Source organism: Pseudomonas sp. HD6422 (assembly GCF_025377065.1).
Taxonomy (GTDB): domain Bacteria; phylum Pseudomonadota; class Gammaproteobacteria; order Pseudomonadales; family Pseudomonadaceae; genus Aquipseudomonas; species Aquipseudomonas putida_U.
In genome coordinates, this window is sequence record NZ_JAHWIW010000031.1 from 26,771 (window position 1) to 40,634 (window position 13,864).

The following is a 13,864-nucleotide window of genomic DNA, read 5'->3' on the forward strand; positions in this document are numbered from 1 at the left end:
CCTCCAATTAGAACAACCAGAGGGTATCCGTCATGACCAGCACCACCCTGAACGCTCCCACCCTCGACGGCGCGGCTCCCAGCGCCGAACGCCAGGCCTTGCGCAAGGCCGCCCGCGCAAGCTTCATGGGCAATTTCGTCGAGTGGTTCGATTACGCCGCATACGGTTATCTGGCCACCATCATCGCGGCAACATTCTTTCCCCAAGCCGACAAGACCACGGGGCTGTTGGCAACTTTTGCAGTGTTCGCCCTGTCATTTCTCGTCCGTCCCCTGGGCGGTGTGGTCTGGGGCCACTTCGGCGACCGCCACGGGCGACGCAACGCCTTGTCCTGGTCGATACTGATCATGTCGATTTCCACGTTCTGCATCGGCTTGCTGCCGGGCTACGCGCAAATCGGCCTGTGGGCGCCTTGCCTGCTTTTGTTGATCCGGTTGGTACAGGGGTTCTCTGCTTCAGGCGAGTACGCCGGGGCTGCGGCATTCCTTGCCGAGTACGCGCCAGCGGGTCGGCGAGGGCTGTATACCAGCATCGTACCGGCGAGCACTGCGGCAGGCTTGCTGTTCGGCGCGGCATTCGTCGCGGTGCTGCATGAAGTGCTGAGCAGCGAGGCTCTGCACAGTTGGGGCTGGCGCCTGCCATTCCTGTTGGCTGCACCGTTCGGTCTGGTGGGGCGTTACATTCGCATGAGCTTGCAGGACACGCCGAAGTTTCTCGAAATGGAACAGCGTCTGGAACGCAAGGCCGGCATGACGCCGGCGCCGATCCGCGAGTTGCTGAGCCGGCATCGGCGCAGCCTGGCGATCGGTCTGGGCGTCACCTGCCTCAATGCCGTGGCGTTCTACCTGTTGCTCAGCTACATGCCGACCTACCTGTCCACCGAGATGGGCATGAGCGAGCGCGACTCGTTCATCGCTTCGACCGTGTCGCTGGTGACCTACATCGGCCTTATTTTCCTGATGGGGCGCCTGTCCGATCGGTTCGGGCGCAAGACCATGCTGGTGGTGGCTTCGCTACTGTTCCTGGGCTTGACCGTGCCACTGTTCAAGCTGCTCGATGGCCAGCCGTTGCTGGTGATCCTGGCGATCCAGATCTTCTTTGGCGCAATGCTGGCGATGAACGACGGCACCTTGCCGTGTCTGTTGGCGGAGCTGTTCCCGACCGCTGTGCGCTTCAGTGGCTTCGCCTTGAGCTTCAACCTGGCCAACGCGTTGTTCGGTGGCACCGCGCCGTTCATCGCGACCTGGTTGATCCAGGTCACTGGCAACAAACTGGCCCCGGCGGGGTACCTGTTGGCCGCGGCGCTGGTGGCATTGCTGGCCATGTTGATGTGCCGCGAAACCGCCCATGCCGACCTGAAGGACTAGTCCGGCAAGGGCCTGGATGCCGCTCAGTGCAACGAAGCCTGGCGCCGCTCGCCCAGCGGCGACAGGCCGAAGAAGCGACTGTAGCTCTTGGAGAAGTGCGCGGGTGAGCTGAACCCGCAGGCCAGCGCCACCTCCCGCACCTGCACATCGCTGCGCAACAGCAGTTCCCGTGCCCGCGACAGGCGTAGCTCCAGGTAATACTGGCTTGGCGTACGCTGCAGGTGCTTGTGGAACAAGCGCTCCAACTGACGAACCGTCACATCGTTCAGGCTGGCCAGCTCGTCCAGGCCCAACGGCTCCTCCAGGTTGGCCTCCATGATCGCCACGACCTGGCTCAACTTCGGCTGGGCGCTGCCGAGCAGGGTCCGCAGTGGCACCCGCTGGCGTTCGCGCTCGCCACGCACCCGGTCACACAGCAGCAGCTCGGCGGCCTTGGCCGCCACGTCCTGGCCGCCGGCCTGGCGCGCCACCAATTGCAGCATCATGTCCATCGCTGCCACGCCACCGGAGCAGGTGAAACGGTCGCGATCGAGTTCGAACAATTGGTTGGAAATGACGATGCCGGGGAAATGTTCCTGCAGGACGTGGATGTCTTCCCAGTGGATCGTGCAGCGATAGCCTTTGAGCAGGTCGGCTCTGGCCAGCAGGTAGCTGCCCGTGCAGATTCCGCCCAGCGGAAGGCCCCGGCGAGCGAGTTGGCGCAGCCAGTCGAGCAGCGGACGGTTGCTGCGGCTACGGTCGATCGGGTTGGCCCCGACCACGAACAGGGCATCCAGGGGCGGGGCGTCTGCAATACTGTAGTCAGGCAGGACGCGCATGCCGTTACTGGCGATGACCGGTTCCGGACTGGCGGCAATCAGTACGGTACGGTACAAGGTGTGACGGGCTGCCAGGTTGGCCATGCGCAGGGTCTCCACCGCCGACGCCAGGCCGATGGTGGTGAAATTGGGCAAGATCAGAAAACCGAAGGTCTGCGGTGCAGCGGGAGCTATCGTTGCGCAAGCGGGGTGGGCCATCGCGATCTTCCTGTACAAGCTGGGCCTGGGTGGTCAGGGGCAGTGGGAAAACAATCCTCGCCTGTTTCTTTTTGTCGTGGGCCGTCCTTGTCGGGCAGATCTTACACCCCGGCACAGCGGCCAGGAATGGACCTGAATGCAAACTGAAGGTGAACGTAGTTGAATCCTGAATCGATGTTGGCGGCGTTACCCGGTTTTCCCATCACCCCCGATGCGATTCAGGTGTTGCCCGATGCGGCAGCCTATCGGGCCTGTCTGCTCGAACGCATCCGTTCGGCGACTCGGCGCATCGTCATCGTCGCGTTGTACCTGCAAGAGGACGAGGCCGGCCAGGAGGTGCTCGATGCCTTGTACCAGGCCAAGGCTGCGCGCCCGGAGCTGCAGGTAATGGTCGTGGTCGACTGGTTCCGTGCCCGTCGCGGCTTGCTCGGCGCCGGCCGGCAGCCAGGCAATGCGGCCTGGTACCAGGCCCAGCGCCAATTGCGTGGACTGGACGTGGTGATCCACGGGGTGCCGGTGCAGACCCGCGAGCTGTTCGGCGTGTTGCACCTCAAGGGCAGCATCATCGACGATGGCGTGCTGTACACCGGGGCCAGTCTCAACAACGTCTATCTGCATCGCTTCGATCGCTATCGCCTGGATCGCTACCACCTGTTCCAGTCGCAGGCCTTGGCCGACTCCATGGTCGACCTGGTGCAGCGCCTGCTGCACTCTACCGCCACACCACGCCTGGACTTGCCTGCGCCACCGGCTTCGCGACAGCTGAAGGGGGACATCCGCCGCCTGCGTGCACGCCTGCGGCGCATGGTGTACAGCGTGCCCGACCCTGCCACAGGCGATGCTTTGCGGGTCATTCCGTTACTCGGCGTAGGCCGTGGCAACCCGCTCAACCGCACGCTCTGCGCGTTGCTCGCGGTGGCGCGCCAGCAGATCGTGATCAGCACGCCGTACTTCAACCCGCCACGGGTGGTGATGCGCGAGATCGACCAGGCCCTGGATCGGGGTGTGCAGGTGGAATTAATCGTCGGCCACCGCACCGCCAACGACTTCTACATCGCCCCTGGCGAGCCGTTCAGCGCCAGCGGGGCATTGCCATACCTGTACGAGGATACACTGCGTGCCTTTGCCCGGCGCCGCGCGGCGGCCATTGCCCGGGGGCAGTTGCAGGTGAGGATCTGGAACGATCCCGGGCACACCTTCCATGCCAAAGGGGTGTGGGTCGACCAGCGCTACAGCGTACTGACCGGTAATAACCTCAACCCCCGTGGTTTCAACCTGGACCTGGAGAACGGTTTGCTCATCGACGACCCTGCCGGGCAGTGGCTGATCCCCCGGGAAATGGAGCTGCAGGGCATTCGTCGGCACGCGCCGCGGATCCAGTCGCTGGCCGAACTGGGCGAAAAGACCGAGCATCCCAAGGAGGTACGCAAGTTCCTCCGGCGCCTGCGCTACAGTAGGTTGGAGCCGTTGATCAAACGGGTGTTGTAACTCCGCTCCAGGGTTCAAAGTTCAGGCGTCTGGCCCTAGGGAAGGCTGGGGCAGCAACGGTTGATGACTGGGGAATATCATTGCCTGGGCAAACCGCTGCGCGGCGCTGCGAAAAGTCATGCTAAACGCATACAATCAGGCCTTTTCCGTTTACCCAGACAGGCCACTCTTTCTATGGCGCTTGACCCCATCACGATGCTGACCATCACCATCGCCCTGGCAGCCGCTGCTGCCCTGTACCTGGCGATCGAATGGCGCAGCGTGCGTGAACCTTCCTTGCTGTTCTGGAGCGCCGGCTTCGCCACCATTACCGTGGGCAGTACCCTTGCGCTGTTGCGCGGTATCGGCTTGTTGTTGATCGGTATCTGGTTCGCCAATGGCTTGTTGGTCGTGGCCCATGCATTCTTTCTGATCGGCGTGGTGCGCTTCACCCAGACGCGCCTGTCGCGGGCCTGGCTGTCGATCCTGCTGGTGTGGTTCGCCTTACTGCTGCTGCCGGTCGGGCCGCAGTGGTCGAAGATCATGCTCATGGTCAACTCGCTACTGGTGGCGCTGCTCACCCTGAAGGGCAGCTACCTGCTGCGCCCGCACGGCAAGTCGCTGAGCGTTGGGGCCGTGCAGTTGCGCTACGTGTTGCTGCTGCACGGCGTGTTCTACGTGCTCAAGGCCATCGTCGCGGTAACCCCGGGCACCTGGATCGACCTGGCTACCTTCGGTGGACTGATCATCCAGATATCCCTGGTCGAGGGGGCGATGGCGATCATGCTCATCGCGTTGTCGATGACCGGTACCGTGCGCTACCGCCGCGAAGAACGCATCGCTCGTCTGGCGGCGCGTGACCCGCTGACGGCCCTGTACAACCGTCGGGCACTGGAGGTGCGCGCTGGGCATTTTTTCAAGGAAGTCACGGCGGCCCGTCCTGGCGCCTTGCTGCTGATCGATATCGACAATTTCAAGCTGGTCAACGACCTGCACGGGCATGCAGCGGGTGACCGGCTGTTGGTGGCCTTGAGCGAGATGATCCGGGGTGTACTGCCGGAGCGTTCGTTGGCGGCGCGGCTGGGAGGAGACGAGTTCGTCATCCTTTTGAGCGATGCCTCCAGCGAACGGGTAGTGGACCTTGGCAGCCGCTTGCGCGAGGAGTTCCAACGCGCGGCCGAGCAGAGCGTGCCGACCCCCGAAGCGGTGACCCTGAGCATCGGCGCAAGCCTGTTCGACCAGCCGCCGCCGAGCCTGGCAGCGTTGATCGAACAGGGTGATGTGGCGCTGTACCAATCCAAGCGGGGAGGGCGAAACAGCATTCGCCTGAGTGACCGCACCGTCGCCAGCGCGGTCCGCTAGCGTCTCAGGTCACGACCTGGTAGCACGGCACGTAGGCCGTGCCACCTGGCAGCTTCATCCGGTGCTGGTCGACGAACGCTTGCAGCAGCCGCCCTAGGGGTTCCAGCACTGCGCTGTCACCGCGAATCTGGTACGGTCCGTGCTCTTCGATCAGGCGGATGCCCTTGTCCTTGACGTTGCCCGCGACCACCCCGGAAAACGCCCGGCGCAGGTTGGCTGCCAGCTCGTGTGGCGGCTGTTCACGGTGTAGGGCCAAGCTGGCCATGTTGGCATGGGTGGGGTCGAAAGGATGCTGGAAACCCTCTTCGATTCGCAGCAGCCAGTTGAAGTGGAAGGCATCGTTGCGTTCGCGGCGGAACTGTTTCACCGCCTTGAGCCCTTCGACCATCTGCCGAGCCACCTCGGCCGGGTCGTCGATGATGATCTGGTAATGGCGCTGCGCGGCATCGCCCAGGGTGGCACCGACGAACTCATGCAGTTGCTGCAGGAACGGCTCGGCGCTGCGCGGGCCGGTAAGAATGACCGGGAAGGGCAGATCCTGGTTGTCCGGATGCATGAGGATGCCGAGCAGGTAGAGAAATTCCTCGGCAGTGCCGGCACCACCGGGGAAGATGATGATGCCGTGGCCCACGCGCACGAAGGCTTCGAGGCGTTTCTCGATGTCGGGCAGGATCACCAGTTCGTTGACGATCGGGTTGGGCGCTTCGGCAGCGATGATGCCCGGTTCGGTCAGGCCCAGGTAGCGGCTGCCATGCATCCGTTGCTTGGCGTGGGCGATGGTCGCGCCCTTCATCGGGCCTTTCATCACGCCAGGGCCGCAACCGGTGCAGACGTCCAGCTTGCGCAGGCCCAGTTCGTGGCCGACCTTCTTGGTGTACTGGTACTCCTCTGAACTGATCGAATGCCCGCCCCAGCACACGACCATTTTCGGTTCCACGCCTGGGCGCAGGGTGCGGGCGTTGCGCAGCAGGTGGAAGACGTAGTCGGTGATGCCCTGGGAGCTCTCCAGGTCGATGCGTTGACTGGCCAATTCGCTTTCGGTGTAGACGATGTCGCGCAGGGCGCTGAACAGCATCTCGCGGGTGCTGGCGATCATCTCGCCGTCGACGAAGGCGTCGGCGGGGGCATTGAGCAGTTCCAGGCGTACGCCGCGGTCTTGTTGATGGATACGCACTTCGAAGTCCTTGTAGGCTTCGAGGATGGTCTTGGCATTATCGACATGGGCGCCGGTGTTGAGAATGGCCAGGGCGCACTGGCGGAACAAGGTATAAAGGCTACCGGTACCGACTTCGCTCAGTTGCTGAACTTCACGTTGCGACAGCGTTTCCAGGCTGCCTTTGGGGCTGACGGATGCATTGATGACATTGCGTTGAGGCATCTAAGTCTTTCCTGTGCAGGTAAAACATCCTTCTTTGACAACACCATACCGGAAAAACTTTATACCGTGTCGCCTGCTTCGCGGGTGAACCCGCGCCTACAGATACACCACCGTTTGCGGAAGCGACGGGGTACCTGTAGGAGCGGGTTTACCCGCGAAAAGAACGACGCCGATCTACCAGAATCAACCCAACAACCGCTGTACCCCCAGGGTAATGGCCAACCCGCCACCAACCAGCCACAGGTTGAGTATCGCCCCGGCCAACAGCGCCCTCGGTCCGGCCTGGCGTACTTGACTGAAGCGGGTCTCCATGCCCAGTGCGGTCATGGCCATGGTCAGGGCAAAGGTATCGAACTGGTTGACCGCCTGGGTCACGCTACTCGGCAGCACCTGCAGCGAATTGACCAGTACCAGGGCGAGAAATCCGAATGCGAACCATGGCACGGCAATACGCCCAGCGTCCGCGCCCTGGCCAGGTCGGGGCGAGCGGTTGATCCACAGCCCGACCAGCAGCAGTACCGGTACCAGCAGCATCACCCGAGTCATCTTGACGATAGTGGCAATGTGCGTGACCTCAGGGCTGACATTGCTCGCCGCGCCCACCACCTGGGCCACTTCGTGCAAGGTGCCGCCGAAGAACAGCCCGGTGCCGAGGGTGTCCAGCGGCAGCCAGCCAAGGTTGAGCACCAGCGGGTAGAGCAACATCGACGCGGTGCCGAACAGCACCACGCTGCCCACTGCCATGGCGCTCTTGTGCGGTGCGCTGCGTAGCGCCGACTCGAAGGCGAGTACCGCTGCCGCGCCACAGATCGCGCTACCGGCAGCGGTCAGCAGGGCAGTGTCGCGGTCGAGCTTGAGCAGGCGGGTACCGCACCAGACCCCGATCAACAAGGTACTGCTCACCACCAGCACGGCCACCGTCAGCCCAGACCAACCGACCTCGGCGATTTCCTGCAGGCTGACCCGCAAGCCGAACAGGGCCACGGCGATGCGCAGCAATTTACGTGCGGAGAAATCGATGCCGCTGGCCCAACTGGGCGGCACACCGTCGCGCAGGCCGTTGCCATACACAGCGCCGGCGACGATGCCGACGATCAGCGGGCTGATGCCGAGGCTGGCCACTGCCGGCAGTGCGGCCAGTTGGGTTACCGCCAAGGCGAACAGGGCGACGAAGAGGATGCCGTTGAGCCGCCCACGGGTGGCTTGGGTGGGCGCAAACGAGAAGTGGGAGGAGTGCGTGGCCATGGTGAGTCCTGCGCAATGTGGTTTCGACAAGGACTACGTTAATCTGGTTATAAGCTTATAAAAAATCGTTATTTGCGATGCAAAATATCCGGTTAGCTGATATTTTTACGATATGACCCCAGAACAACTGATAACCTTCGCCACCGTTGCCGAGTACGGCAACATCAGCCATGCGGCGCTTGCCCTGCACCTGTCACAGCCAGCGGTATCGGGCCAGCTCAAGCTGCTACAGGACGCCTTCGGCGAGCCGCTCTATCAGCGCGCCGGCCGCGGCGTGCGGCTGACCCCTGCGGGCGAGCAACTGCTGGCCCATGCCGAACGCCTGCGCGACACCTTCCGCCAGGCCCAGGCCCTGCGTGAGGCGATGCGCGGCCTGGAGCGCGGCACCTTGCGCATCGGCGCCAGCACCACGCCGGCCAGCTACCTGCTGCCGTACCTGCTCGCCGACTTCCAGGCGCGTTACCCGGATGTGGCGGTGACCACCAGCAACGGCAACAGCGCCGAGATCGTCTCCGCCCTGGACAGCGTGGACATCGCCCTGATCGAAGGTCCGCCTGGGCAATCCCTGCCCTTGGGTACCGAGGTCACGCCGTGGCGCGAAGACGAGATCGTTGCCATCGTGCCCAGCCATCACCCTTTGGCCGGGCAGGACCGCCAGGAACTGACCGTGCTGGCAAGCTATCCCTTGGTGCTGCGTGAAAGTGGGTCGGGCGTACGCCAGCTGGTCGAGCGGGCGTTTGCCCGTGAAGGCGTGGCGATGCGCGTGGGCCTGGAGATCGCTGGGGTGGAGGGAGTCAAGGAAGCCGTGCGGGCGGGTATGGGGATCGGCTTCGTCTCGGCCATGTCGATCCGCCACGAAGATGCTGCGCTGCATCGGGTGCGGATTGGGCCACAGTCGTTGGTCCGGCGTTTTTCCATTCTGATGCCCCATGCTGCCACGCCTTCGCGGGCGGCTGCGCGGTTTTTGGAGATGTGCTTGGGGTAGGGGCGCTAGGGGGTTGCGGTGGCGCTGGATGTCTGCGGCACCACAACCCTCAAGCGCACGCTCAATCCACCAACCTCGCAATCAGGTCTGCCGTATTGTTGACCGCATACTTCTTCAACAAACTGCACCGATGGATATCCACGGTCCGCGGGCTGATACCCAGTGTCTTGGCCGCTTCCTTGCTGGTCTGGCCATCGACGAGCAGCGCTGCGACTTCGCGCTCGCGGGGCGTCAGGGTGACGTTGCCGTGGGGCGGGTGTTGTTCCTGCTCCGGGTCGGTGAAGACCCAGGCCGCATGCTGATACGGCTTGGCTTCATTGAACCCATAGCCCCTCACCGTCACCCAGAAGTGCGAGCCGTCCAGGCGCCTCATGATGCGGTTGTCATTGAACGGTTCGTGCCGGGACAACATCGGGGCAAAGTGCTCGGCGGCACTCAGGAAGTCTTTCTGCTCAGGATAAAGCACAGCGAAGGAGGCGCCGATGATGCGTTCGGGGGTGGCACGAAACATCGCCAGTGCCCGGTCGTTACAGTGGGTGATTCGACGATTCTCTGCAACGATTACGGCCACCGGTAGATGGTGAAGAATCCGCAGGGCATCTGGCCTGTTGTCGTCACTGCTCACGCCTCGATCCCCTTGTAAGCGGCTGTCCAGAGCCCGAGTCGCTTCCCTTTCCCCATGCGATCACCTAGGTGATCGTGATGCCTGGACCCTCCCGGCCAGGCAGCCCTATGATGACATCAGCCTCGAATTGGCGACAACCCGGTCGCTGTTTCCAAGGTCCGCTGCTGTGGCAGCGATGAACGTCCAACCCTCGAACTCCAACCAGAACATTGTGCGCAACCTCCCAGCGATCAACGTGGCCGAAGACCACGGTATCGTGTCTGTGGCCGATCCATTCCATTGCTGCCCATCCTAAAAGCACCTGTGTGCGACCAAAAAAAACCAGGAGAGCAACCGCATGAGTAATAGCGCGCCCGTGTCCCCCTCCATGCTTCGCAAAGTCACCACGGCAGCTGCCATAGGCAACTTCGTGGAGTGGTTCGACTTTGCCGTCTATGGCTTTCTGGCAACGGTGATCGCCAAACAGTTCTTCGCCAGCGACGACCCCAATGCGGCCCTGTTGCAGACCTTCGCCGTGTTCGCCGTAGCCTTCGCCTTCCGCCCTTTGGGAGGCGTGGTGTTCGGCTCCCTCGGCGATCGCCTGGGGCGTAAGCGGGTACTGTCGATGACCGTGCTCATGATGGCCGGGGCGACCACGGTCATCGGGCTGTTGCCGACCTACCAGAGCATCGGCCTGCTGGCACCGATTCTGCTGACTATCACGCGCTGTATTCAGGGCTTCTCCGCCGGCGGCGAGTACGCAGGGGCTTGTGCCTACCTGATGGAGCACGCTCCTCGGCACAAACGCGCCTGGTACGGCAGCTTCATTCCGGTGTCGACCTTCTCTGCATTCGCCTGCGCAGCGGTCATCGCCTACCTGCTCGATGCCAGCCTGTCGCCGGAAGCCATGAGCACCTGGGGCTGGCGGGTACCGTTCCTGATCGCCGCGCCGCTCGGGGTGGTCGGCCTGATCCTGCGCTGGAAAATGGAGGAAACGCCGACCTTCAAACAGGCCATGGCTGCAGAGGACGATCACACCCATTCGCCTCTCAAGGAAACCTTCAAGCACCACAGCGGCACGATTCTTCGCCTGGGCGCGTTCATTTCACTCACCGCCTTGTCGTTCTACATGTTCACCACCTACTTCGCTACCTACCTGCAGGTGGTCGGTCACCTGACCCGGGCGCAAGCATTGATGGTCTCGACCATCGCCTTGCTGTTCTCGGCCGGCGCCTGTCCCGTCGCTGGTGCCTTCGCCGACCGCTTCGGGCGGCGCAGGACCATCGGCTTCACCTGCCTGTGGGCCATCGTGTCGGTGTTTCCTGCCTACTGGCTGGCCAGTTCCGGCGACCTGTACGCAGCCGTGCTGGGTGTCATCCTGTTGGCAGTGGCGGCGGTGTTCTCGGGCGTGGTCACGGCCGCGCTGCTTTCGGAGGTGTTCCCCACCCGTGCTCGCTATACCGCATCGGCTATCACCTACAACGTGGCCTACACCTTGTTCGGCGGTACCGCACCCTTGGTCGCGACCTGGCTGATTTCGATCACTGGCAGCAGCCTGGCGCCGGCGTTCTACCTGGTCCTGATCGCCTTGCTGGCATTGGCTGGAGGGTTGGCGTTGCCGGAGACCTCACGCATCTCGCTACACGATGAGCAGGGCGGCGAGCCGGGGCAAGCACCGGATTGTGCGAACAGCCGGGCCTGAGGCGCTGTCCGGGCGGCGGCAAGCGAAGGGTGGGGTTACCCCACCCGAAACACGTGCTTCAGATAGGCCACGAAGTTCTCGTCCCGACACTGCGTCTTGCCCGGACTGTCGGAAATCTTCGCCACTGGCGCACCGTTGCACGCAGTCATCTTGATCACGATGTTCATCGGCTCCACGCCCGGAATATCGCAGGTCAACCGGGTGCCGATGCCAAAGCTCACGTTGATCCGCTCGTGCAAGGCCCGGTACAGCTCGAGGGCCTTGGCGAAGTCCAGGCCGTCGGAGAAGATCAGCGTCTTGCCCTTCGGGTCGACGCCCAGCCGCTCGTAGTGGGCAATGGCTTTTTCCGCCCAGGCCAACGGGTCGCCGGAGTCGTGGCGCAAGCCATCGAACAGCTTGGCGAAGTACAGGTCGAAATCGCCCATGAAAGCATCCATGGTGATGCAGTCGGTCAGGGCGATACCCAGTTGCCCGCGGTACTCTCGCACCCAGCACTCCAGCGCGGCGGCCTGGCTGTCGACCAGACGGGGGCCGAGCTGTTGGTGGGCCATGAACCATTCGTGGGCCATGGTACCAATCGGCCGCAGTTCGAATTCGCGGGCCAGGTGCACGTTGCTGGTGCCGACGAAACGACCGGGGAAGTCGCGCTTGAGGATGTGCACGACTTCTTCCTGGACCCGGTATGAAAAGCGCCGGCGGGTGCCGAAGTCGGCCAGCTGGAAGCCAGCCAGTTCCTCGGCGCTGGCTTCGGACTGCAACCAGTCGAGCTTCTGGTACAAGCGCTCGCCGACCTGCTCGATCACCACGTCGCGATAGCGGTAGCGGTTGCGGACTTCGCTGATGATCGCCAGCAGTGGGATTTCATAGAGGATCACGTGCAGCCACGGCCCACGCACGCGGATCGCCAGTTGCCCGCTGTCGTCCAGGCCTATCTGCACATAGCGCAGGTTGAAGCGGAACAAGCTGAGGAAACGGATGAAGTCAGGCTTGATGAAGGGAATCTTCTCCAGGTAGGCCAACTGGTCGTGGGTCAGGCTGACGTCGGCCAGTTGCTCGACCTGATAGCGGATTTCGGCCAGGTAGGGCGCGAGGTCTTCACTGTTGCGGCAGCGGAACTCCCACTCGACTTCGGCGTTGGGGTAGTTGTGCAGCACGGCCTGCATCATGGTGATCTTGTAGAAATCGGTGTCCAGCAGGTGCTGGATGATCCGTGGACCGAATACGCTTTCGCTCATGGGCGGTCTTCCTTGATCAGAGACAGCTGGTAGTCGAGCGCGGCCTCGTCGCCGCAGAGGATGACGCCTTCCGCCGCCAGCGCGCCGCAGGCGCCGATGGCGCCTTCCTGGGTCAGGGCGCGGCAGGCCGGCAGGTACAACAGCACCTGGAAGCCGGCGCGGCGCAATTGCTGGGCTGTGGTCTTGACGCAGTAGTCCAGGGCCAGTCCGCCGACGATCACCGCGCCGACCTGATGCACCGTGAGGTACTCGATGACCCCGGTGGAGCGACGCTCGGCCAGGTCGTGGTAGCAGGCGCCATAGGGGTGCAGGTCGGGCTCGACGCCTTTCCAGACGAAGTAGTCGTAGTCGATGGGCGCAGGCAAGCCGGGCAGCAGTTCGAAACCCGGGGTGCCGGGCACACAGTGGCTGACCCAGGTCAGATCGGCGTTAGCCAACGTCAGTGGCTGAAGCATCTGGCCGGGTTCGGCGACCACCCAGGCGGCGTTGGCAGGGTGGGCGTCCTTGCTGCCCAGACGCAGATCGGCGCGTTGGGCCATGGCGTTGAGGTCCGGGACGATCTCGTGGCCTTCCGGCACCGGCAGCTCCTGGGGGGCGTTGGCGGTGAAGCCGTTCTGCGCATCGACATCGAAGCTGGCGATCTTCATGGCGGTTCTCCTCGCTGGAATGGGTATATAATCCACCTGGTGTAATAAGTATGTCAAGCTTGAATACCATCACAGAGTGGGCTTGCCTTATTTAGATGCCCTGGTGGAATATTGCGCGGTCAACGAGGAGGCTCCCTGGTGAGTACAGTAGAAGTCCTGGCCAGTGTCGATATCGTCGCCCTGCGCCTGGCCCCCGATGCCCAGCATCTGCAAGTGTTGTTGCACCGTCGCGAGCGTGAACCCCATGCCGGGCAGTGGGCCCTGCCGGGGGTGATCGTCAATGGCCGTACCCGCGACAACAGCCTGGAAGCAGCCGCCGACCGGGCCTTGCGTGAGAAAGCCCAGGTGCTGCCGCGTTACCTGGAACAGGTGTGCACCGAAGGCAATGCGTTTCGCGATCCGCGCGGATGGTCAATGAGTACTTGTTACCTGGCCCTGCTCGATCCGCAGCAACAGGTCGAGGGCGACTCGCTGGCATTTGTCGATTTGGACAGTGTCCTGGCACGCAAGGTCCTGTTGCCGTTCGACCATAACCTGCTGGTGGAGCGAGCCCGTGAGCGGCTGGCCGCCAAGACGGTTTACAGCAGTGTGTCGCTTTACCTGCTGGCAGAGCGGTTCACGGTGCTCGATGCCTTGGGGGCGGTGCAGGCGTGTCTCGGGCAGGCGGTGAACAACACGTCGCTGCGCAAGCGCCTGGAGCGTCTGCGCGAGCTGGGGTGGGTCAGGGATACTGGGGAGAAGAACCAGCCGCGGCTGGGGCGACCGCAACAGTTATATCAATACACCCCACAAGGGGAGCGGCCATTCATGTTCGACCGCAGTCTGCTGCCCGAAGGGGGGTAGGGGCCTACCCCAG

At 63.2% G+C, this 13,864-nt stretch carries 12 protein-coding genes; 6 read left to right on the forward strand and 6 right to left on the reverse strand.

Features of this window, described 5'->3' with window-relative positions:
* The first annotated feature begins 32 nt into the window (after positions 1-32).
* Positions 33-1,367, forward strand: a complete 1,335-nt coding sequence (locus KY379_RS20900) for an MFS transporter (protein ID WP_261241388.1) — start codon at positions 33-35, stop codon at positions 1,365-1,367.
* A 23-nt stretch (positions 1,368-1,390) separates the two neighbouring features.
* On the opposite strand, the gene KY379_RS20905 is transcribed toward KY379_RS20900, so the two are convergent.
* Positions 1,391-2,383, reverse strand: a complete 993-nt coding sequence (locus KY379_RS20905) for a GlxA family transcriptional regulator (RefSeq protein ID WP_133327076.1) — start codon at positions 2,381-2,383, stop codon at positions 1,391-1,393.
* Positions 2,384-2,557: 174 nt separating this feature from the next.
* Between KY379_RS20905 and pssA the strand changes: the two genes are divergently transcribed.
* Together pssA and KY379_RS20915 are read left to right on the forward strand one after the other, a co-directional pair.
* Positions 2,558-3,871, forward strand: coding sequence for a CDP-diacylglycerol--serine O-phosphatidyltransferase (gene pssA / locus KY379_RS20910; RefSeq protein ID WP_261241406.1), 1,314 nt, complete (start codon positions 2,558-2,560; stop codon positions 3,869-3,871).
* A gap of 174 nt (positions 3,872-4,045) precedes the next feature.
* Positions 4,046-5,212, forward strand: a complete 1,167-nt coding sequence (locus KY379_RS20915) for a GGDEF domain-containing protein (protein WP_165976051.1) — start codon at positions 4,046-4,048, stop codon at positions 5,210-5,212.
* Positions 5,213-5,216: 4 nt separating this feature from the next.
* Here the strand turns inward: KY379_RS20915 and ppnN are convergent, their stop codons facing one another.
* Together ppnN and KY379_RS20925 are read right to left on the reverse strand one after the other, a co-directional pair.
* A complete protein-coding gene (gene ppnN / locus KY379_RS20920) occupies positions 5,217-6,590 on the reverse strand; it encodes a nucleotide 5'-monophosphate nucleosidase PpnN (RefSeq protein WP_133327070.1) in 1,374 nt (457 codons plus the stop codon).
* A 183-nt stretch (positions 6,591-6,773) separates the two neighbouring features.
* The gene (locus KY379_RS20925) at positions 6,774-7,835 is read right to left on the reverse strand and encodes a YeiH family protein (protein WP_261241386.1); all 1,062 of its coding nucleotides are present in this window, start codon (positions 7,833-7,835) and stop codon (positions 6,774-6,776) included.
* Between the two features lie 112 nt (positions 7,836-7,947).
* Between KY379_RS20925 and KY379_RS20930 the strand changes: the two genes are divergently transcribed.
* Positions 7,948-8,820, forward strand: coding sequence for a LysR substrate-binding domain-containing protein (locus KY379_RS20930; RefSeq protein WP_261241384.1), 873 nt, complete (start codon positions 7,948-7,950; stop codon positions 8,818-8,820).
* Between the two features lie 61 nt (positions 8,821-8,881).
* Here the strand turns inward: KY379_RS20930 and KY379_RS20935 are convergent, their stop codons facing one another.
* On the reverse strand, positions 8,882-9,445 hold the full coding sequence (locus tag KY379_RS20935) for a LuxR C-terminal-related transcriptional regulator (RefSeq protein WP_207955618.1): 564 nt from the start codon (positions 9,443-9,445) through the stop codon (positions 8,882-8,884).
* A 337-nt stretch (positions 9,446-9,782) separates the two neighbouring features.
* Between KY379_RS20935 and KY379_RS20940 the strand changes: the two genes are divergently transcribed.
* Complete coding sequence (locus KY379_RS20940) at positions 9,783-11,126, forward strand: MFS transporter (RefSeq protein WP_261241383.1); 1,344 nt, start codon at positions 9,783-9,785, stop codon at positions 11,124-11,126.
* Between the two features lie 35 nt (positions 11,127-11,161).
* On the opposite strand, the gene pncB is transcribed toward KY379_RS20940, so the two are convergent.
* Both pncB and KY379_RS20950 read right to left on the reverse strand, forming a co-directional pair.
* Entirely contained in the window at positions 11,162-12,361 is a 1,200-nt protein-coding gene (pncB, locus tag KY379_RS20945; RefSeq protein ID WP_261241382.1) for a nicotinate phosphoribosyltransferase, read from the reverse strand.
* Positions 12,358-13,008 (reverse strand): nicotinamidase, encoded by a 651-nt coding sequence (locus KY379_RS20950; protein ID WP_133327060.1) that lies wholly within the window; start codon positions 13,006-13,008, stop codon positions 12,358-12,360. Before KY379_RS20950 ends, pncB begins: the two co-directional genes overlap by 4 nt.
* Before the next feature lie 138 nt (positions 13,009-13,146).
* Here KY379_RS20950 and KY379_RS20955 point away from each other — a divergent pair, with 138 nt between their 5' ends.
* Positions 13,147-13,851 (forward strand): NUDIX hydrolase, encoded by a 705-nt coding sequence (locus tag KY379_RS20955; RefSeq protein ID WP_196172911.1) that lies wholly within the window; start codon positions 13,147-13,149, stop codon positions 13,849-13,851.
* Positions 13,852-13,864: the final 13 nt, after the last annotated feature.

Coding starts and splice junctions, on each gene's coding strand:
- KY379_RS20900 (WP_261241388.1), top strand. CDS start 33: ATGACCAGCACCACCCTGAACGCTCCCACCCTCGACGGCGCGGCTCCC.
- ppnN (WP_133327070.1), bottom strand. CDS start 6,590: ATGCCTCAACGCAATGTCATCAATGCATCCGTCAGCCCCAAAGGCAGC.
- pncB (WP_261241382.1), bottom strand. CDS start 12,361: ATGAGCGAAAGCGTATTCGGTCCACGGATCATCCAGCACCTGCTGGAC.
- KY379_RS20930 (WP_261241384.1), top strand. CDS start 7,948: ATGACCCCAGAACAACTGATAACCTTCGCCACCGTTGCCGAGTACGGC.
- KY379_RS20950 (WP_133327060.1), bottom strand. CDS start 13,008: ATGAAGATCGCCAGCTTCGATGTCGATGCGCAGAACGGCTTCACCGCC.
- pssA (WP_261241406.1), top strand. CDS start 2,558: ATGTTGGCGGCGTTACCCGGTTTTCCCATCACCCCCGATGCGATTCAG.
- KY379_RS20925 (WP_261241386.1), bottom strand. CDS start 7,835: ATGGCCACGCACTCCTCCCACTTCTCGTTTGCGCCCACCCAAGCCACC.
- KY379_RS20915 (WP_165976051.1), top strand. CDS start 4,046: ATGGCGCTTGACCCCATCACGATGCTGACCATCACCATCGCCCTGGCA.
- KY379_RS20940 (WP_261241383.1), top strand. CDS start 9,783: ATGAGTAATAGCGCGCCCGTGTCCCCCTCCATGCTTCGCAAAGTCACC.
- KY379_RS20905 (WP_133327076.1), bottom strand. CDS start 2,383: ATGGCCCACCCCGCTTGCGCAACGATAGCTCCCGCTGCACCGCAGACC.